General features: G+C 67.9%; 17 protein-coding genes. 4 read left to right on the forward strand and 13 right to left on the reverse strand.

Annotated elements, in window-relative coordinates:
* Positions 1-86: 86 nt before the first annotated feature.
* Both ACODTJ_RS03000 and ACODTJ_RS03005 read right to left on the reverse strand, forming a co-directional pair.
* Positions 87-1715, reverse strand: a complete 1629-nt coding sequence (locus ACODTJ_RS03000) for an acyl-CoA synthetase (RefSeq protein ID WP_454655749.1) — start codon at positions 1713-1715, stop codon at positions 87-89.
* A gap of 98 nt (positions 1716-1813) precedes the next feature.
* Entirely contained in the window at positions 1814-2578 is a 765-nt protein-coding gene (locus ACODTJ_RS03005; protein WP_454655750.1) for a sulfite exporter TauE/SafE family protein, read from the reverse strand.
* Positions 2579-3016: 438 nt separating this feature from the next.
* On the opposite strand from ACODTJ_RS03005, the gene ACODTJ_RS03010 reads away from it, so the two are divergent.
* A complete protein-coding gene (locus ACODTJ_RS03010) occupies positions 3017-4948 on the forward strand; it encodes a propionyl-CoA synthetase (RefSeq protein WP_454655751.1) in 1932 nt (643 codons plus the stop codon).
* Between the two features lie 21 nt (positions 4949-4969).
* On the opposite strand, the gene ACODTJ_RS03015 is transcribed toward ACODTJ_RS03010, so the two are convergent.
* The 3 genes from ACODTJ_RS03015 to ACODTJ_RS03025 form a co-directional block, all read right to left on the reverse strand.
* Positions 4970-5860 carry an MBL fold metallo-hydrolase gene (locus tag ACODTJ_RS03015; RefSeq protein ID WP_454655752.1) on the reverse strand — a complete coding sequence of 297 codons (891 nt, stop codon included), beginning with the start codon at positions 5858-5860 and terminating at the stop codon, positions 4970-4972.
* A gap of 24 nt (positions 5861-5884) precedes the next feature.
* Positions 5885-6613 carry a DUF1013 domain-containing protein gene (locus ACODTJ_RS03020; RefSeq protein WP_454655753.1) on the reverse strand — a complete coding sequence of 243 codons (729 nt, stop codon included), beginning with the start codon at positions 6611-6613 and terminating at the stop codon, positions 5885-5887.
* Between the two features lie 190 nt (positions 6614-6803).
* Complete coding sequence (locus ACODTJ_RS03025) at positions 6804-7802, reverse strand: NAD(P)H-quinone oxidoreductase (RefSeq protein WP_454655754.1); 999 nt, start codon at positions 7800-7802, stop codon at positions 6804-6806.
* Positions 7803-7894: 92 nt separating this feature from the next.
* Here ACODTJ_RS03025 and ACODTJ_RS03030 point away from each other — a divergent pair, with 92 nt between their 5' ends.
* Positions 7895-8095 (forward strand): DUF1192 domain-containing protein, encoded by a 201-nt coding sequence (locus ACODTJ_RS03030; protein ID WP_454655755.1) that lies wholly within the window; start codon positions 7895-7897, stop codon positions 8093-8095.
* A 358-nt stretch (positions 8096-8453) separates the two neighbouring features.
* The gene (gene rcdA / locus ACODTJ_RS03035) at positions 8454-8984 is read left to right on the forward strand and encodes a protease adaptor protein RcdA (protein ID WP_454655756.1); all 531 of its coding nucleotides are present in this window, start codon (positions 8454-8456) and stop codon (positions 8982-8984) included.
* Positions 8985-9218: 234 nt separating this feature from the next.
* Here rcdA and rpmE read toward each other — a convergent pair whose 3' ends face one another.
* Positions 9219-9455, reverse strand: a complete 237-nt coding sequence (gene rpmE, locus ACODTJ_RS03040; RefSeq protein ID WP_199091846.1) for a 50S ribosomal protein L31 — start codon at positions 9453-9455, stop codon at positions 9219-9221.
* A 267-nt stretch (positions 9456-9722) separates the two neighbouring features.
* On the opposite strand from rpmE, the gene ACODTJ_RS03045 reads away from it, so the two are divergent.
* Positions 9723-11501 carry an ABC transporter transmembrane domain-containing protein gene (locus tag ACODTJ_RS03045; protein WP_454655757.1) on the forward strand — a complete coding sequence of 593 codons (1779 nt, stop codon included), beginning with the start codon at positions 9723-9725 and terminating at the stop codon, positions 11499-11501.
* A gap of 6 nt (positions 11502-11507) precedes the next feature.
* Here ACODTJ_RS03045 and ACODTJ_RS03050 read toward each other — a convergent pair whose 3' ends face one another.
* The 7 genes from ACODTJ_RS03050 to ACODTJ_RS03080 all read right to left on the reverse strand — a co-directional run bounded on the left by ACODTJ_RS03050 (position 11508) and on the right by ACODTJ_RS03080 (position 17692).
* Positions 11508-11831, reverse strand: coding sequence for a c-type cytochrome (locus tag ACODTJ_RS03050; protein WP_454655758.1), 324 nt, complete (start codon positions 11829-11831; stop codon positions 11508-11510).
* A 3-nt stretch (positions 11832-11834) separates the two neighbouring features.
* Positions 11835-12854, reverse strand: a complete 1020-nt coding sequence (locus tag ACODTJ_RS03055) for a peptidoglycan -binding protein (protein ID WP_454655759.1) — start codon at positions 12852-12854, stop codon at positions 11835-11837.
* A gap of 29 nt (positions 12855-12883) precedes the next feature.
* A complete protein-coding gene (locus ACODTJ_RS03060; protein WP_454655760.1) occupies positions 12884-13894 on the reverse strand; it encodes a flagellar motor protein MotA in 1011 nt (336 codons plus the stop codon).
* An 88-nt stretch (positions 13895-13982) separates the two neighbouring features.
* Positions 13983-14774, reverse strand: a complete 792-nt coding sequence (locus ACODTJ_RS03065; RefSeq protein WP_454655761.1) for an inositol monophosphatase family protein — start codon at positions 14772-14774, stop codon at positions 13983-13985.
* A gap of 199 nt (positions 14775-14973) precedes the next feature.
* Complete coding sequence (locus ACODTJ_RS03070; RefSeq protein WP_454655762.1) at positions 14974-15891, reverse strand: tetratricopeptide repeat protein; 918 nt, start codon at positions 15889-15891, stop codon at positions 14974-14976.
* On the reverse strand, positions 15888-16541 hold the full coding sequence (locus tag ACODTJ_RS03075; protein ID WP_454655763.1) for a thiamine phosphate synthase: 654 nt from the start codon (positions 16539-16541) through the stop codon (positions 15888-15890). Before ACODTJ_RS03075 ends, ACODTJ_RS03070 begins: the two co-directional genes overlap by 4 nt.
* The gene (locus ACODTJ_RS03080; protein ID WP_454655764.1) at positions 16538-17692 is read right to left on the reverse strand and encodes a benzoate/H(+) symporter BenE family transporter; all 1155 of its coding nucleotides are present in this window, start codon (positions 17690-17692) and stop codon (positions 16538-16540) included. Before ACODTJ_RS03080 ends, ACODTJ_RS03075 begins: the two co-directional genes overlap by 4 nt.
* Between the last annotated feature and the right edge of the window lie 189 nt (positions 17693-17881).

Here is a 17881-nt window from a genome sequence, read left to right on the forward strand (position 1 = left end):
TGGTCGAAAGATGTGTTCAAGACGTGGATGCTCGCCACAAGGGCGAGCATGACGGCTGCGGGACGCCGCGGCCGGGCTGGCTGAACCTACAGCGCCCGCGCCATCTCGCGCAGGCGGAACTTCTGGATCTTGCCGGTCGAGGTCTTCGGCACCTCGGCGAAGACGATCGTGCGCGGGCATTTGAACGAGGCGAGATGCTCGCGGCACCAGGCGATGATCTCGGCCTCCGTCGCGGTCTTGCCCGGCTTCAGTTCGATGAAGGCGCAAGGGCTCTCGCCCCATTTCTCGTCGGGGCGGGCGACGACTGCGGCTGCTTGCACCGCCGGATGCTTGTAGAGCGCGTCCTCGACCTCGATCGAGGAGATGTTCTCGCCGCCGGAGATGATGATGTCCTTCGAGCGGTCCTTGAGCTGGATATAGCCGTCAGGATAGCGCACGCCGAGATCGCCGGTATGGAACCAGCCGCCGGCAAAGGCGGCCTCGGTCGATTTCCGGTTGCCGAGATAGCCCTTCATCACGACATTGCCGCGCATCATCACCTCGCCGAGCGTCTGGCCGTCGCGCGGGACGGGCTGCATCGTCTCGGGATCGAGCACGTCGAGCCCTTCGAGCGCGGGGTAGCGCACGCCCTGGCGGGCCTTCTTGGCGGCCTGCTCGGCCGGCGAGAGCGCGTTCCAGTCGTCGTTCCACTCATTGACGACGGAGGGGCCGTAGCACTCGGTCAGGCCATAGAGATGCGTCACCTCGAAGCCGGCCTGCTTCATGCCGGCCAGCACGGCCTCGGGCGGCGGGGCAGCGGCGGTGAAGAAGGAGACCGTCTGCGGGAAGTCGCGGCGCTCCTCAGGCGTCGCGTTCAGCAGCGCCGACATCACGATCGGCGCGCCGCAGAGATGGGTCACGCCATGGTCGGCGAGCGCATCGTACATCGCCCTGGCGCGGACCTGGCGCAGGCAGACATGGGTGCCGGCGACGATCGAGATCGTCCAGGGGAAGCACCAGCCGTTGCAGTGGAACATCGGCAGGGTCCAGAGATAGACCGGGTGCCGGCCCATATTGCCGGTGATCACGTTCGAGGTCGCGAGCAGGTTGGCGCCGCGATGGTGGTAGACCACGCCCTTGGGATCGCCGGTGGTGCCGGAGGTGTAGTTCAGCGCGATGGCGTCCCACTCGTCGGACGGCATGATCCAGGCGAAATCCGGATCGCCGGAGGCAATGAGCTCCTCGTATTCGATCGCGCCCAACCGCTCGCCGGGGCCGTCATAAACGGGATCATCATAGTCGATGACGATCGGCTTCACCTTGCAGAGGGCAAGGGCTTCCTTGATCGTCCTGGAGAATTCACGGTCGGTGATCAGCACCTTCGCGCCGCCATGGTCGAGCGAGAAGGCGATGATCGCGGCGTCGAGGCGGGTGTTCAGCGTGTTCAGGACGGCGCCGGCCATCGGCACCCCATAATGGCATTCGAGCATGGCCGGCGTGTTCGGCAGCATGGCCGCCACCGTGTCGTTCTTGCCGATGCCGTGCTTCGCCAGCGCCGAGGCGAGGCGGCGCGAGCGGGCGTAGAATTCTGCGTAGGAGCGGCGCAGAGACCCGTGGATGATCGCGGTGCGGCCGGGAAAGACCGAGGCCGCGCGCTCGAGGAAGGCGAGCGGCGTCAGCGGCTGGTAGTTCGCCGGGTTGCGGTCGAGATCAGTGTCATAGGCCGAACGGGTCATCGGGAGCCTTCCTCGCAAGCGCCGAAAGCCTTAGCGGCTGGCGCGCTCCCGCGTAATCCATCCCTTTTTCCGATGCGGCGCAATCACGCGGATCGGGCTCAGCCCAAAAGATGCAGGTCGCGCAGGCCGTCATAGACGAGCTTGGCGCCGACCAGCAGCAGGAGCCAGTAGATGATGCCGTAGAAGCGTTCGGGCGGAACGCGCCTGACCAGCCAGACCCCGGCAAAGGTCGCGGAGACGGCGAAGGGCAGGAGCGCGGCGGAGGCCAGGAGATTCTGGCCGTTGAGCTGGCCGAGCGCGAGATAGGGGATGAGCTTCACCAGATTCATCGCAGCGAAGAAGACCGCGCCGGTGCCGACGAAGACGGCGGGCTTCAGCTTCTGCGGCATGACGTAGATCTGGAAGGGCGGGCCGCCGGCATGGGCGATCATGCTGGTGAAGCCGCAAAGGAAGCCCCAGAGGCTGCCAGCGCTCCAGTTCGCCTGCGTGGCGACCGCAGGCTTCTTGCCGTCGCTCAGCATGCGGCGCAGCGCGAATCCGACGGAGATCAGGCCGACCGCGAGCACGACCGCCGCGTCCGAGACCTTTGCCGCCAGGAGATAGCCGAGGAGGATTCCGAGCAGGGCGCCGGGCGCCAGCGTCGCGAGATTGCGGCGGTCGAAATCGCGGCGATAGGACCAGACCGAGACGACATCCTGCGCGATCAGGAGCGGCAGCATGATCGCGGCCGCCGTCACCGGCGAGACGACCAGGGCCATCAAGGGCAGGGAGAGCAGGCCGATGCCCGAGAAGCCGCCCTTCGCCAGCCCGGTCAGGACGACGGCCGGCACCATGGCGGCGAAGAAGAGCAGGTCGAAGGGCATGTGGTACTGCGTCGCAGGGCCGGGAAATGCAGGTCGGGATCGGCGAAAGTCTTAAGGCCACGCGCTTGCGCTGGGCGCGGGGAAGAGCGCAGGGTTCGCGCAAAACCAGCCCCGCCGTCGCCGGCTCGCTCACGGGGCTTTAGGCTTAGAGTCTCTAACAAAACCCGAAGGGGTCTCGATGGGCTTTGGAAGAGCCGAATGCCAGGAGGAGCGCGCAGCCGATACCCTTGGTATCGGCAAGTCGTTCCGACGCGGCAAGCGGCTCTTCCAAAGCCCACCTTCGGCGGCGGGAATTCGACCGCCCGCGGCGTCGCGGTGCTTGCCGATACCAACGGTATCGGCTTCGCCCCGCTCCTGGCGGAGCGGACGAATTGCCGACGTCGAGACCCCTTCGGGTTTTGTTAGAGACTCTTAACCCGGCGCAGAGGAACGCTTCCGATGAATGGCTCCCATGCGGCGCCCGCCCGCTCCGAAGGCTATCGCGAGACCTACGCCCGCTGGCAGGCCGATCCGGATGCCTATTGGCTCGACATGGCCAAGGCGATCGACTGGATCAAGCCGCCCGAGAAGGCCTTCGATCCGACTGCGGGCATCTACGGCCGCTGGTTCCCGGACGCGACCTGCAACACCTGCTTCAACGCGCTCGACCGACATGTCCGCGACGGTCGCGGACAGCAGGTCGCGCTGATCCATGACAGCCCGGTCACGGGAACCAAGGCGAGATATACCTACGCGCAGATGCTGGAGGAGGTCGCGACGCTCGGCGCCGTCCTGCAGGAGCTCGGCGTCGCAAAGGGCGATCGCGTCCTGATCTATATGCCGATGGTGCCGGAGGCCGCCTTCGCGATGCTCGCCTGCGCCCGGATCGGTGCCGTGCATTCGGTGGTGTTCGGCGGCTTCGCGGCCAAGGAACTGGCGACGCGCATCGACGATGCCGAGCCCAAGGTCATCCTGACCGCGACCTGCGGCATCGAGCCGACGCGCGTGGTCGAATACAAGCCTCTGCTCGACGGCGCGATCGAGATGGCCAGGCACAAGCCGCAGACCTGCGTCGTGCTGCAGCGGCCGCAGGCCGATGCCTCGATGCATGTCACCCGCGACAAGAACTGGCGCACGCTGGTCGCCGCCGCCAAGGCCGCCGGGCGCAAGGCTGATTGCGTCGAGGTCGCGGCGACGGACCCGCTCTACATCCTCTACACCTCCGGCACGACCGGCCGTCCGAAGGGCGTGGTGCGCGACAATGGCGGGCACATGGTCGTGCTCAAGGCGACGATGGACCAGCTCTTCGATGTCGGGCCGGGTGAGGTGATGTTCTGCGCCTCCGATGTCGGTTGGGTCGTCGGCCACGGCTACATCGTCTATGCGCCCTTGATCCAGGGCGCGACCAGCGTGCTCTACGAGGGCAAGCCGGTCGGCACGCCCGATCCCGGCGCCTTCTGGCGGGTGATCGCCGAGCATGGCGTCAAGGTGCTGTTCACGGCGCCGACCGCCTTCCGCGCCATCCGCAAGGAGGACCCCGAGGGCCAATATCTCGCCGGGCACGATCTCTCGCGCTTCAGGGCGCTGTTTCTCGCTGGCGAACGGGCCGATCCCGAGACGCTGAAATGGGCGGAGGAGATGCTCGAGGTCCCGGTGATCGACCACTGGTGGCAGACCGAGAGCGGCTCGCCGATCGTCGGCGATCCGCTGGGGCTCGGGCTCCTGCCGGTGAAGCATGGCTCGCCGACCGTGCCGCTGCCGGGCTGGGACGTGCAGTGCCTCGACGAGGGCGGACGGCCGGTCGAGGCCGGCAAGATGGGCGCGATCGTGCTGAAGCTGCCCTTGCCGCCGGGCGCGCTGCCGACCCTCTGGAACGACGATGCGCGCTTCCGCGAGGCGTATCTCGCGACCTATCCGGGCTATTACAACACCTCGGATGCCGGTTTTATCGATGAAGACGGCTATGTCTTCATCATGGGCCGCACCGACGACATCATCAATGTCGCCGGCCACCGGCTTTCGACCGGCGGCATGGAGGAGGTGCTGGCGGCGCATCCGGCCGTGGCGGAATGCGCGGTGGTCGGCATCCGCGACGCGCTCAAGGGCGAGCAGCCCTGCGGCTTCGTCGTGCTGAAGGCCGGCGCGACCGTGACGCCCGAGCAGGTCGAGAAGGAGCTCGTCGCACTGGTGCGCGAACGCATCGGGCCGGTCGCCGCCTTCAAGCTGGCGCTGACCGTCGCCCGTTTGCCGAAGACGCGCTCGGGCAAGATCCTGCGCGCGACGATGAAGAAGATCGCCGATGGTGAGGATTACGCCGTGCCGGCGACGATCGAGGATATCGCGGTGCTCGGTGAGATCGGCACGGCGCTGAAGGGCAGGGGGATCGGGTAGCGCCGATCCTGCGCGGGCGGGCTAGTAGGCGATTGCCGCGCCGTTCCATCTCAGCAGGCGCTCCGGCACGTCGAGGCGCATGAGGTCTTCGCCGACCAGCAAGGCGCCGGCATAGCCGGCCGCCCGGACTTCACGGGCGAGCGCAGCAGTGTCGGCGTTCGGCGGCACCAGATGGGTCAGCGCCAGTGCTTTGACTCCGGCCCGCGTCGCGAGCCCTGCCACGACGGCCGGCGTCATATGATAGCTCTCGACCGCCGCGACGGTTTCGGCCGAGCGGACGCCTGCGACGACCGGCATCTGGCTGGCGATGAAGACCTCGCAGATCAAGAGGTCGCATCCAGCGGCTTGCGCTTCCAGCGATGGGGTGAGGCGGGTGTCGCCCGAGAAGACGATGCGGGCGCCGTCATGTGCCAGCGTGAGGCCGAAGGCCGGCTCGACCGGCCGGTGATCGACCAGGAAGGCCTCGACTGAGAGTCCGCCGAGGCCTGAGACCGGGCCTTCCTGCAATTCTTCGAAGACGACCTCAAGGCCCGTCGCGTCTGGCCGCTTCTCGAAGGCGATGCGCAAGGCCCGCTCGCGCTCGAAGGCGGCATATTGGGCGCGGAGATTGGCGAGCGCGGGTGCGGGGGCGAGCACGCGCCAGGGTCTGGCGCGGCCCTGATGCCAGGAGGAGACCGCGAGCTGGTAGAAATCGACCAGATGGTCGGAATGCTCGTGGGTGACGATCAGGGCGTCGATATCGGCGCCGCGCGTACCGGCAGCGACGAGGCGCTGGCTGACGCCGGAGCCGCAATCGATCAGCAGCTTGCGGCCGGCCGCCTCGACGAGATGCGAGGGGCCGGCGCGGCGCAGGCTGACGGGCGGTGCACCGGTGCCGAGGAAGGTGAAGGCGAGGCCATCCATGCTCGACATGCGCAGCGTCCGTGGTGGGAGATCTTACTCGTCGTCTTCTTCGTCGGCCGGGCGCTTGAGCTGCTTCAGCTTGGCGAAGACGGAATCGACGTCGATCGCGGCTTCTTCCTCGCGCTTCGGCCGGCTCATGTCGGCGAAGGGCTGGCTCTCGTTGCGCGCGGGCTCCGGAGCGGTGGCTTCTTCCACCGTCAGCAGGGTCGAGCCGGCCTCGGCCAGCGCGGCCGGGCGGTCCTTGGCGGCGCGGCCGACTTCGAAATCGAGGTCGATCTGCGAGCACAGGCCGAGGCTGACCGGGTCGATCGGAGTGAGCTGCTGGGCGTTCCAGTGGGTGCGGTCGCGGATCTGCGCGATGGTCGACTTGGTCGTGCCGATCAGGCGGATGACCTGCGCATCCTTGAGCTCGGGATGGTTGCGCAGCAGCCAGAGAATGGCGTTCGGCCGGTCCTGGCGCTTGGAAACGGGGGTGTAACGCGGGCCCTTGGTGCGCTTGATCTCCGGCACCTTCACCTTGCGCTCGGCGAGCTTGAGGTGATGATTTGGGTTCTTGGCGGCGCGCTCCAGCTCCTCGCGGGTGAGCTGCCCGGAGGTGATGGGGTCGAGGCCCTTGATGCCGGCGGCGACTTCGCCGTCCGCGATGCCGCGCACCTCGAGCGGGTGCAGCTTGCAGAACTCGGCGATCTGCTCGAACGTCAGCGAGGTGTTTTCGACCAGCCAGACCGCGGTGGCCTTGGGCATCAGCGGGGTTTGTGACACGGGACGGTCTCCTCTTCGCCTTCGCGCCGCCGCTCGCAGGGGCTCATAAAGGCAGGGTCGCGGACAATAGCTCTCATGCGCCGACCGGCCTCCCCGGCCGGCCATCCAAATCATCGACGATGAGCAGGATGGCGCGCCTTATAGGCGAGGGCGGGGCGGGTGTCCATGAAAAGCGTGTGATCGCAGCCGCTCACACGGTCAGCACGATCTTGCCGATATGGGCGCTCGACTCCATCAGGCGATGGGCGTCGGCCGCCTGTGCCAGCGGGAAGGTCGAGTGGATCAGCGGCTTGCAGCGCCCAGCCTCGAGCAGCGGCCAGACCTTCGCGTGCAGCTCCGCGGCGATGGCGGCTTTCTCGGGCACGGTGCGCGGGCGCAGCGTCGAGCCGGTATGGGTCAGGCGCTTCAGCATCAGGCGGCTGAAATTGACCGTGGCCTTCGGCCCGTTGAGGAAGGCGATCTGGACGATGCGGCCCTGATCAGCGGCCAGTTCGTAGTTGCGGTCGATATAGTCGCCGCCGACCATATCGAGGATCAGGTCGGTGCCACGGCCGCCGGTCATGGCCTTGCCCGCCGCGACGAAATCCTCGGTGCGGTAGTTGATGGCGTGGTCGGCGCCGAGTTCGATGCAGGCTGCGCATTTGTCATCGGAGCCGGCGGTCGCGATCACGGTCGCGCCGAAAGCCTTGGCGAGCTGGATCGCGGTCGTGCCGATGCCCGACGAGCCGCCATGGACGAGGAAGCTCTCGCCGGCCTGCAGGCGCCCGCGCTGGAAAACATTGGTCCAGACGGTGAAGAAGGTCTCGGGGATCGCTCCGGCCTCGGTGAGGCTCAGGCCCCTGGGGGCGGGCAGGGCGTTGCTCTCGTCGACCACAGCATATTCGGCATAGCCGCCGCCGGCGACGAGGGCGCAGACGGTCGCGCCGACCGGAAAGCGGCTGGCACCTTCGCCTTGGGCGACCACCGTGCCGGCGAATTCGAGACCGGGGATGTCGGAGGCGCCGGGCGGGGGATTGTAGCCGCCCTGGCGCTGCAGCACGTCGGGACGGTTGACGCCGGCAGCCGCGATGGCGACGAGGATCTGGCCGGGGCCGGGCTTCGGCACCGGGCGCGTTTCCGGCCTGAGGACTTCGGGCCCGCCGGGTGCCGCCATGCCGATCGCCGTCATCGTCTCGGGAAGGATGGTCATGGCGGAGTGTCCTCGTTTGGTGCGTCGCAGCGTGACTGCGGTCGAAACTTGGCTAGCGTGCCGCGCGCAGTTTGAGCAGATGCGAGGCCGCCATGTCGATATTCCCGGAGGACGACCGTCCCAAGCCGAAGAGCGTGCATGAGATCGGGCAGGACCTGTCGATGCTGTCGCTGGTCGAGATCGACGAGCGCATCGCCGCGCTCAAGGCCGAGATCGAGCGGCTGATCGAGACGCGGGCGCGCAAGGACGCCTCGCGCTCGGCGGCGGACGCGTTCTTCCGCAAGCCCGCCTGAAAAAGGGTCAAAAAGAGACGCCCGTTTACCGGGCGTTAATGATTCCAAAGTATGAATCGCATCATCCAGTTTGTCTGGATGTCGAGTGGCTCCTGCCCACTCTGTTTGACGCCTCCCTGTTGACCTTCGAGCCGCCTTTGGCGGCTCTTTTTTTGTCCGCACGTTCCCTCGCGTAGGCCGATCGATAAGCTCCTGTGGAGCCGCCTGCCTTGTTATCGCCACAGCGGTTTAGCCTCGTTAAGGTTAACGGCACCTTACCGGCGTCGGAAACCATGATCGGCGCTATCCTTGCGACATCGGCAACCATATCCGTGACGCGTTCCAGAGGCGCACGGGTTTGTGCCGATGGGAGACACCAATGAACGAAGCCCAGTTGCTCGATCCGCAGACGGAAGAGGGCGCGATTTCCTTTGCACGGGGCTTCGTGCGCTCCGATGCCTTCATGCTGCTGTTTCGCGAGGGCATGGGGCTGGTCGAGCAGACAGCGGGCTATCTCGACGGGGACGGGCGCAAGGACGCCGCCGCCCTGCCGCGCGAGGCCTCGCTGACCTATGCCACCGAAAGCATGCGCCTGACGACCCGCCTGATGCAGATCGCCTCCTGGCTCCTGGTGCAGCGGGCCGTGGCCGAAGGCGAACTCACCGTCGAGCAGGCTCGCACCGAGCATAACAAGGTCAAGATCGCCGATCCGATGCCGCCGCCGGCCGAGCATATCGTGGCACAGCTGCCGGATCGGTTGCGCGACCTGATGGCGCATTCCTTCCGCCTGCAGGAGCGCATCCGCCATCTCGAAGGCCAGATGTCAGGCGCGGCGCTGGTCCGCGCGAGCGTGAACCCCGTGCTGAACCAGCTTGCCAGCCTGGAGGCGCGGCTGGGTTTCGGGCGCTGATTTTCTGTCGAACCATACCGTCATTCCGGGCTTGCCCCGGAATCCATCGTAGAGCGCATCGCCCTTCGATGGATTCCGGATCGGCGCCGCTTCGCGGCTTGTCCGGAATGACGACGGAGGTTCTTGCGGGAGCGCTGCGAGCGACAGCAATGTGAGTGCCAAAACGAAAAACCCGGCCGCGAGGCCGGGTTTTTTGTTCGAGATCAATGACGGCGGCGCCGGAGCGCCGCAGCATCACTTCTTGCCGATCGCGCCGATGCCGCTGAAGCGCGAGTTGAAGCGCGAGACACGACCGCCGCGGTCCAGCATGTGCTGGGTGCCACCGGTCCAGGCCGGGTGGGTCTTGGGGTCGATGTCAAGGTTCAGCGTGTCGCCTTCCTTGCCGTAGGTCGAGCGGGTGGCATATTCGGTGCCATCGGTCATGACGACCTTGATGGTGTGATAATCGGGGTGGATGCCGGCCTTGGCCATGACGAAATCCTCGGAGCTACAAAAACGGGCGCATCGACAAGCAGGCGAGCCTGCCCGGCCCGTCGAAAGAATTCGGATGAGCCTGTCGTGAAGTCGCGTGCACATATCGCAGCCGGCGCCTCAGCGCAAGCGCGACGCGCTCCGGAGGGCTCCCCTGCGGCGTTGCGTCGTTTGCCAATCCGGCCATGATCGGCTTCACCGGGGCGAGTTTTAGATCGATCGAAAGAGCGCGCGCAACGCGTGCGCGAGAAGCAGGAGTTCCGGCGCGTGGCCGAAGCTGACAAGAACGACAAGAAGGTCCGGCCCGATTTCCGCTCGCTCGCGACGTTCTGGCCCTATGCGCGGGCGCAGAAGCGCCGGATCGCGTTTGCGCTCGTCGCATTGGTCGTCGCGTCGCTGGCGACGCTGGCGCTGCCCTTGGCGGTCCGGCGCGTCATCGAGGTCGGCTTCGCCGGCGGCGAGCGGCAGCTCGCCAACAGCTACTTCATCCTGCTGATCGGCGTGGTCGGCGTGCTGGCGCTGGCGAGCTCGGCGCGGTTCTATCTGGTGATGACGGTGGGCGAGCGCATCGTCGCGTCGCTGCGGGCCGACGTCTTCCGCCATCTCACCCGGCTGGAGCCGGCCTTCTTCGATTCGAGCCGGGCGGGAGACCTCGTCTCGCGGCTCACCGCCGACACCACGCAGATCAAGTCGACCTTCGCCTCGACCGCCTCGATCGCGCTGCGCAACGCCATCATGGCGCTGGGCGCGCTGGCGATGATGGTCGCGACGAGCCCGCGGCTCTCCGCGATCGTCATCGGCGTCATCCCGCTGATCGTGATTCCGCTGGTCCTGTCCGGTCGCTCGGTCAGGCGGCGCTCGCGGGCGGCGCAGGACCGGCTGGCCGATGCCTCCGCCTTTGCGGCCGAGGCGGTCGGCGCCATCCGCACGATGCAGTCCTTCGGCGCGGCGCGCCAGAGCTCGGCGCGGTTCGAGGGGGCGTCCGACGATGCCTACTCGGCCTCGCGGGAGGCGACGGCCTCGCGCGCGCTGCTCTCGGGCGTCGCGATCTTCCTGGTCAGCGCCAGCGTGGTCTGCGTGCTCTGGGTCGGAGCGACCGAGGTCTTCGACGGGCGGATGAGCGGCGGGCGGCTGTCGCAGTTCATCCTCTATGCGGTGCTGGCGGCAAGCTCGCTCGGCCAGCTCTCCGAGGTCTATGGCGATATCAGTGCGGCTGCGGGCGCTTCCAGCCGGCTCGGCGAGATCCTGGCGCTGAAGCCCGCCATCGCCGCGCCGCCGCATCCCAAGCCGATGCCGAAGCCTTCGCACGGCGAGCTCGCGTTCGAGAACGTTTCCTTCAGCTATCCCGGCCGCGTCGGGCCGGCCTTGTCGAATCTGAACTTCTCGGTCCGGCAGGGCGAGCGGATCGCGCTGGTGGGCCCCTCAGGCGCCGGCAAGAGCACGGTGCTGCAACTGGCGCTGCGTTTCTACGATCCGCAGGATGGGCGCGTCGTCGTGGACGGCGTTGCGGGGCCCGAGGCCGATCCCGAGGTCTGGCGCGAGCGTTTCGCGCTGGTGCCGCAGGAGCCGACGGTGTTCGGCGTCTCGGTGCGCGACAACATCGCCTATGGCCGGCCCGACGCCTCGCAGGAGGAGGTCGAGGCCGCAGCCCGGCTCGCAGCGGCGGACGAGTTCATCCGCGCCCTGCCTGATGGCTATGAGACTGTTGTCGGCGAGCGCGGCGTGACGCTTTCGGGCGGCCAGCGCCAGCGCCTCGCCATCGCACGGGCGATCCTGAAGGACGCGCCGATCCTGCTGCTCGACGAAGCGACTTCGGCGCTCGATTCCGAAAGCGAGCGGGCGGTGCAGGATGCGCTCGACCGGCTGATGCAGGGCCGGACCACGCTGGTGGTGGCGCATCGCCTCGCGACCATCCTCTCGGCCGACCGCATCCTCGTGATGGAGGACGGGCGTATCGTCGAGGAAGGCAGCCATGCCGAGCTCAAGGCACGCGGCGGGCTCTATGCCCGGCTGGCGGCGCTGCAGTTCGGGCTGGAGACGGCCTGAGCCGTCTCAGCGCGGTGGCAGGGCAGCGTAATAGGCGGCGAGCGCGGCGATCTCCTGCGTCGACATCAGGCGCGCCATATAGCGCATCTCCTTGTGCTGGCGCTTGCCCGAGCGGAACGCCATCATCTGATTGTAGAGATACCGCTCGTTCTGCCCTGCCAGGTGCGGCACCTCGGTGTCGCGGGCGATACCGTCGATGCCATGGCAGGCGGCGCATTCCTCGATCGTGGACGTTCGCGGCTCGGCCGGGGCGGGGCTGGCTGCCAGCAACGCACCGATAGCGAGCAGCGACGCGCCGACCGGAAGCCGGGGAAAGGGCCTGCGGGGCATATGTCAGCGTTCCGTGATCTTGAACTCGATGCGGCGGTTGCGGCGGTAGGCTTCGTCGTTATTGGCGACGTCGAGCGGTTGGTATTCGCCGAAGCCGGTCGCCGCGACGCGGTCGGTCGGCAGGCCGCGCGAGATCAGATACTCGACGACCGCGATCGCGCGGGCCGAGGACAGATACCAGTTCGAGGGGAACTGGGCCGATCTGATCGGGCGGTTGTCGGTATGGCCGTCGACGCGCAGGATCCAGGGCAGGTCCGGCGGCATCTCGTTGCCGAGATCGAGCAGGATGGTGGCGAGCTTGTCGAGTTCGCCCTTGCCCTCGGGCTTCAGCACGGCCTGGCCGGCATCGAAGAAGACCTCGGACTGGAAGACGAAGCGGTCGCCGACGACACGGATGTCAGGCCGGGTGCCCAACACCTGCCGCAGGCGGCCGAAGAAGTCCGAGCGGTAGCGCGCCAGCTCCTGCACACGCTGGGCGAGCGCGACGTTGAGCCGCGAGCCGAGCTCGTGAATGCGTGCCTGCGAATCCTTGTCCTTGGCCTCGGAGGCGGAGAGCGCTTCCTCCAGCGCCGCGAGCTGGCGGCGCATGGCCTGGATCTGCTGGTTGACGAGATCGACCGTCGCCTGCGCGCGGGCGGAGAGCTGCTTTTCGGCGTCGAGCGCCTTCTGCGATTCGGCGAGCCGGGCGTCGGCATTGCTGCCGGCTTGCGTGTCGATCAGGCCCTGCAGGCGGGTGCGATCGCCCTGCGTCTGGGCGAGCGTCGACTGCATGAGCTGGAGGCTCTCCTGCGCCTGCCGGTTGGAGGAGCGCTCCAGCGCGAGCAGATCGGTCAGCTCCGAGATCTGCTTGTTCAGGCGTTCCAGCGCCGTGTCCTTGCCGGTCAGCTCCTGCGAGAGGAAGAACTGGCCGAGCACGAAGACGGTGAGCAGGAAGACGATGCCGATCAGCATCGTCGAGAGCGCGTCGACGAAGCCGGGCCAGAAATTCGTTTCCTCGCGGCGATGGGCGCGGGAGAGGGCCATCCGTCAGGTTCCTGTGATGCCGAACGAGATCATGGCTCGGTGATCTGGTCGGCGGTAAGGCGGTCGATCAGGCGCTTCATGTCCTTCTCGCGGGCGGCCTGCGCCTCGACCCAGTCCCGGATCATCTGCTGCTCGGAGCGCATGTGCTGGACGAGGCCCTGGATGCCCTCCGCGAGGTTGGAGAGGGCCTGCGTCGCGGCGCGGTTGTTGGAGGCGCCGTCGGCCATGGCGGCGCTGAGTTGCTCGAAGCGGTCGGCCAGCGGGTTGCCGGCGCCCAGCAGGGTAGTCGGCGCCTCGGCCGTGCCGGTGCGGCTGCCGAGCCAGCTCTCGACCTCGTTGCGGAAGCGGCGCTGGGCCTGCCCGACCTGAAGATCGAGGAAGCCGAGGATCAGCGAGCCGGCGATGCCGAAGAGCGAGGACGAGAAGGACAGGCCCATGCCGGCGAGCGGGGCGGAAAGGCCGGCCTTGAGCTCGTCGAAGAGCACGCCGGCCTCGGCCCCGGTGCGCAGCGACTTGATGACGCCGCCGACCGATCCGACCGTGTCGAGCAGGCCCCAGAAGGTACCGAGCAGGCCGAGGAAGACGAGCAGGCCGCTGAGATAGCGCAGGACCTCGCGTCCGTCGTCGAGCCTGACCGCGATCGATTCGAGCACCGAGACAGCCTGGGCCGGGGCCAGCGTGCCGCGTTCCAGCGCCGGCAGGACCGAGCCCATCGGGGCGATGACCTGACCGCGGCGGACATCCGCCGAAGCGGGGTCGGCGGCAAGGCTGGTCGCGGCGCGCGCCTCGCTGTGGATGCGCCAGAGCTCGCGCAGCGCGATCAGGCAGCCGACGAAGAGGGCGCCCAGGATGAGGCCGTTCAGCCCCGGATTGGTCATGAAGGCCTGGATCAGCCCGGCCTGCAGGATGTAGCCGAGGAAGCCGATCAGGGCGAGGAAGAGGACCGCGCGGACGACAAAGCGGAGCGGCCTGGAGAAGCGGACCTGCGTCCGTGCGGTTGCGGCCGTTGCCGGCTCGGCCGCAAAATCCTCGATAGCCATGCGTCGTCTTCCGTTCGCCTCGGAGTGCGGGGAGGACTGTCGCCTCCCACGCCGCCGGGATCAAGCACGAAAGAGCAACAGTTTAGTCTCAGGCGGCTGCGGTTTTCAGCGCGGCGCTCAGCGCGCGCTCGCCGGCCTCGTTGCCGCAGATGATATCCTTGGCGCTGGTCATCGGCTTGCCGTCGAGCGTGCCGAAGGTGCCGCCGGCTTCGCGGATCAGCACGGCGCCGGCCGCGAAATCCCAGGTGTTGAGGCCGCGTTCCCAATAGGCGTCCATGCGGCCGGCGGCGACATAGGCGATGTCGAGCGCGGCCGAACCCATGCGGCGGACATTGGCGAAGCGGGGCATCACGGCCGCGAGTTCGCGCAGGAACTGGCCGTGGCCGCCCTTGCCGATATGCGGGATGCCGGTGCCGATCAGCATGTCGGTGGGCTCGTTGCGGCCGGAAACGCGCAGGCGGCGGTTGTTGACGAAGGCGCCCTTGCCCTTCTCGGCCATGAACATCTCGTCCTTGGCGGCGTCGTAGATCACGCCGGCGATGAACTGGTTGTCGCGCTCCAGCGCGACCGAGATGTTCCAGTGCGGGATGCCGCGCAGGAAGTTGTGGGTGCCGTCGAGCGGATCGATATGCCAGCGGTTGCTCTCGTCGGTGCCGTGGACGACGCCGCTCTCCTCCATGACGAAGCCGTAGCCGGGGCGCGCCTTCTCGAGCGCCTCGCGCAGGATCTCCTCGGCCTTGTGGTCGGCCTTGGAGACGAAGTCGCCCGGGCCCTTGGCGAGCACCTGCAGGTTCTCGACCTCGCCGAAGTCGCGCTTGAGCGAGCGGGACGCCTTCATCACGGCGTCGGTCATCACGGTCATCAGGGGGGAGCGGATCATCGGAAACCTCTTGCGCGCTCGCGCGCGCGGCTGGAAATGAAGGAACGGTCACGCCAGCCCTCATCCTGAGGAGCCGCGAAAGCGGCGTCTCGAAGGATGTTCCAGAGCGCGCTGGAACATCCTTCGAGACGCGGGCTTTGCCCGCTCCTCAGGATGAGGGCTGTGTTTCGACCGTAGTAGCCCGTCACTTGCGCGGGTCTTAGGGCGCCGTCAAGACGGCGCTGCTGATCCGGCCGGCGGCCATGCGGGCGGCGCGGGCCTGCTGCTCGGGCTTGAGGCGCTCGAACAGGTCGTCGAGCGCGGCGTCCTTGAGGCCCTGCGAACGGGCCGCGAGATGCCAGGCTGCCGCCTCGATCGTGTCCGGCGCGATGCCGAGCCCGAACTGATAGAGCTTGGCGAGGCGGTTCTGGGCGATCGGGTTGCCCTGCCAGGCGGCGCGCCGGAACAAGCTGGCCGCGGCGGCCTCGTCCTTCTCCACGCCGGTGCCGTTGAACAGCATGATGGCATACTCGACCTCGCCGGGGAGGTTGCCGGCCGTGGCGGCCTGCTTCATCCAGCGCGCTGCGACCTCTTCGCTGGCCGGCATGCCGCGACCCTGCTTGGCGAGAATGCCGAGCGCATATAGGGCATCGCCGACCTGGGCCTTCGCTGCGATCTCGAGGCAGGCGACGGCGCGCTTGTCGTCAGCCTCCCGGTTCGCGGCAAGCAGGGCGATGGCGAGATTGTAGTTGGCGGCGGGATGGCCGGCGGCGGCAGCCTTCTCCAGCAAGGCACCGGCGCGGGCAGCGTCGCGCTTGCCGCTCTTCTCGTCGAGAAGCTGGGTCGCAAGCGCGAAGGCGGCGTTGATGTCGCCGCGCGCCTCGGCGCGCTCGTACCATTCGGTCGCGACCTTCTGGTCCGGCGCGACGCCGAGGCCCTGACGATAGAGCTCGCCGAGGAGGGTCATGGCCGCAGCGTCGTTGTTGTCCGCCTCGATGCGCTTCAGCGCCTCGGCCAGTGCACGACGGTAATGGCCGGCCTGGTAGGCGCCATAGGCGACGTCCGGCGCGGGCGCTGCCTCGGCCGGTCCGATCAGCAGGGCGCCGGCGAGCAGGACGAGCCCGGCAAGCCGCTTCATCGCGCCGCCTTCCGCGCCGCGCAGGCGGCTGTCGCGGCATTGGCCTGCTCGACCAGAGCGCGGATATCCTGGCCTTCCTCGAAGGCCCAGGCGCCGAGTGCGACGAATTCGGCGCCGGTTTCGACCAGGGCCGGGATCGATTCGGCATCGGGCGCATAGGCGACGCAGGGCGTCTCGAATATCTCGGCCCACCAGCCGGCGCGCTCGATCACGGCCGCCAGCGGCGGCAGCGACCCGTCCGGGCGCGGCTCGCCGAACATCACGTAGTCGACGCCGGCCTCGCCGGCATCCATGGCGTCGTGGCGGGCGCGAAGGCCGCCGATGCCGATGATACGCTCGCTCTTGAGGCTGGAGCGGGCTTCCGAGACCGCGGCCGGGCCGCCAGTGAGATGGACGCCGTCGGCGCCGCCGCGCGTGGCGACGAGCGCGTTGTCCTCGACGACGAGCGCGACATTATTGGCCTGGACCGGGCCGGCGAGGCGCTTGACGCGCTCGATCCGGCTGCGGTCGTCGCCGGGGGCAAGGCGCAGCAGCACGGCGGCGATATCGCCGCCGGCCATGGCCTGCATCAGGCGAAAGGCCATGGCCTCCGCGTCCGCGACGGGAGGGGTGACGAGCATCAGGCGGGGGGAGGAGGATTGTGTGGTCATGATCGGCTGCGCAAACGGCCCGCAGCGAAGTCCAATGTCAAGACCGCAAGGCCGGCAACGAGACTCCAAAAGGCCGAGCCGATGCCGAAAAGCGAAAGGCTTGAGGCGGCAACGGCGAAGGTGACGACGGCGGCGAAGCGCTCCTTGTCGGAGGCCATGGCCTGCCCGAGCGCGCCGGTGAGCGAGCCGATCAGCCCTAAGCCCGCGACGGCGACGATGAGCGCCTTGGGCAGCGCCAGCAGCAGGGCGATCAGCAAGCCGGTGCAGGCGGCGACGACGAAATAGGCGAACCCGTAGAGCACGCCTGCCTTCCAGCGCTGGGCCGGGTCGGGATGGGTATCGCCCCCCGTGCAGATCGAGGCCGATATCGCGGCCATGTTGGTCATGTGGGCGCCGAACGGGGCGGTGAGCAGCGAGGTGAGGCCGGTGACGAACAGCGAGGGCGCGGTCGGCGGATTATAGCCGGCGGCGCGCAGCACGGCGAAGCCCGGCAGGTTCTGGGCGGCCATGGTGACGAGATAGAGCGGGATGCCGATACCGAGCATGGCGGCAATATCGAAGCGCGGCGTGACGAATTCGAGGCCGCTCAGCGTCATTGCGCCGGCAGGCCAGTGCGCCAACCCTCCGACAAAGCTGATCGCGATGCCGGCGACGAGCGCGGCAATGACGCCGAGAAAGGGGTTGAGCAGCCGCGCCATGAGGAAGACTGCCAGCAGCGGCAGCACGAGGCCGGGCGAGAGACGCATCTCGTCGAAGACCGCGACGACGAAGCGGAAGATGACACCAGCGAGCATCGCCGCCGCGACCGGCATCGGGATACGCTCGATCAGCCTGCCGAGCGGGCGGAAGGCCGCGGTCAGCATCATCAGCACGGCCGCGATCAGGAAGGCGCCGACGGCCGAGGCCATATCGAAGCCGGTTACGGCTGCGATCAGCGCCGCGCCCGGCGTCGACCAGGCGCAGATCATCGGCATGCGGTAGCGCCAGGACAGGAAGAGACTGGAGGCGCCGGTGGCGAGGCAGAGCGCGGCGATCCAGGAGATGGTCTGGCCGGGCGTGGCGCCGAGCGCCTGTGCCGCCTGCAGGATGACGGCGACGGAAGCGGCGAAGCCGACGAAGACCGCGACCAGGGCAGAGAAGACGATCGACATGGTGCGGAGAGCCGGCCGGGACAGATGTGAGCTAGCGTTGAACCAGAAATCGCGGGATGCGGAAAGGGCGGCAGGCGCAGGGCCGGGGTCCACCTTATGGCGCCGGGCTTGCCCGAAGATGGCCTGACGGTGGACGGTGATGTCATGTGGCTGTCAAAGCCTAAGTCTAGCTGCGCATTATTCCAATCC

The organism is Allobosea sp. FG18 (assembly GCF_057809495.1).

Bases quoted from the DNA above. Each gene is read 5' to 3' on its own strand.
- ACODTJ_RS03000 (WP_454655749.1), bottom strand. From the start codon at position 1,715: ATGACCCGTTCGGCCTATGACACTGATCTCGACCGCAACCCGGCGAAC.
- ACODTJ_RS03005 (WP_454655750.1), bottom strand. From the start codon at position 2,578: ATGCCCTTCGACCTGCTCTTCTTCGCCGCCATGGTGCCGGCCGTCGTC.
- ACODTJ_RS03010 (WP_454655751.1), top strand. From the start codon at position 3,017: ATGAATGGCTCCCATGCGGCGCCCGCCCGCTCCGAAGGCTATCGCGAG.
- ACODTJ_RS03015 (WP_454655752.1), bottom strand. From the start codon at position 5,860: ATGTCGAGCATGGATGGCCTCGCCTTCACCTTCCTCGGCACCGGTGCA.
- ACODTJ_RS03025 (WP_454655754.1), bottom strand. From the start codon at position 7,802: ATGACCATCCTTCCCGAGACGATGACGGCGATCGGCATGGCGGCACCC.
- ACODTJ_RS03030 (WP_454655755.1), top strand. From the start codon at position 7,895: ATGTCGATATTCCCGGAGGACGACCGTCCCAAGCCGAAGAGCGTGCAT.
- rcdA (WP_454655756.1), top strand. From the start codon at position 8,454: ATGAACGAAGCCCAGTTGCTCGATCCGCAGACGGAAGAGGGCGCGATT.
- rpmE (WP_199091846.1), bottom strand. From the start codon at position 9,455: ATGGCCAAGGCCGGCATCCACCCCGATTATCACACCATCAAGGTCGTC.
- ACODTJ_RS03050 (WP_454655758.1), bottom strand. From the start codon at position 11,831: ATGCCCCGCAGGCCCTTTCCCCGGCTTCCGGTCGGCGCGTCGCTGCTC.
- ACODTJ_RS03055 (WP_454655759.1), bottom strand. From the start codon at position 12,854: ATGGCCCTCTCCCGCGCCCATCGCCGCGAGGAAACGAATTTCTGGCCC.
- ACODTJ_RS03060 (WP_454655760.1), bottom strand. From the start codon at position 13,894: ATGGCTATCGAGGATTTTGCGGCCGAGCCGGCAACGGCCGCAACCGCA.
- ACODTJ_RS03065 (WP_454655761.1), bottom strand. From the start codon at position 14,774: ATGATCCGCTCCCCCCTGATGACCGTGATGACCGACGCCGTGATGAAG.
- ACODTJ_RS03070 (WP_454655762.1), bottom strand. From the start codon at position 15,891: ATGAAGCGGCTTGCCGGGCTCGTCCTGCTCGCCGGCGCCCTGCTGATC.
- ACODTJ_RS03075 (WP_454655763.1), bottom strand. From the start codon at position 16,541: ATGACCACACAATCCTCCTCCCCCCGCCTGATGCTCGTCACCCCTCCC.
- ACODTJ_RS03080 (WP_454655764.1), bottom strand. From the start codon at position 17,692: ATGTCGATCGTCTTCTCTGCCCTGGTCGCGGTCTTCGTCGGCTTCGCC.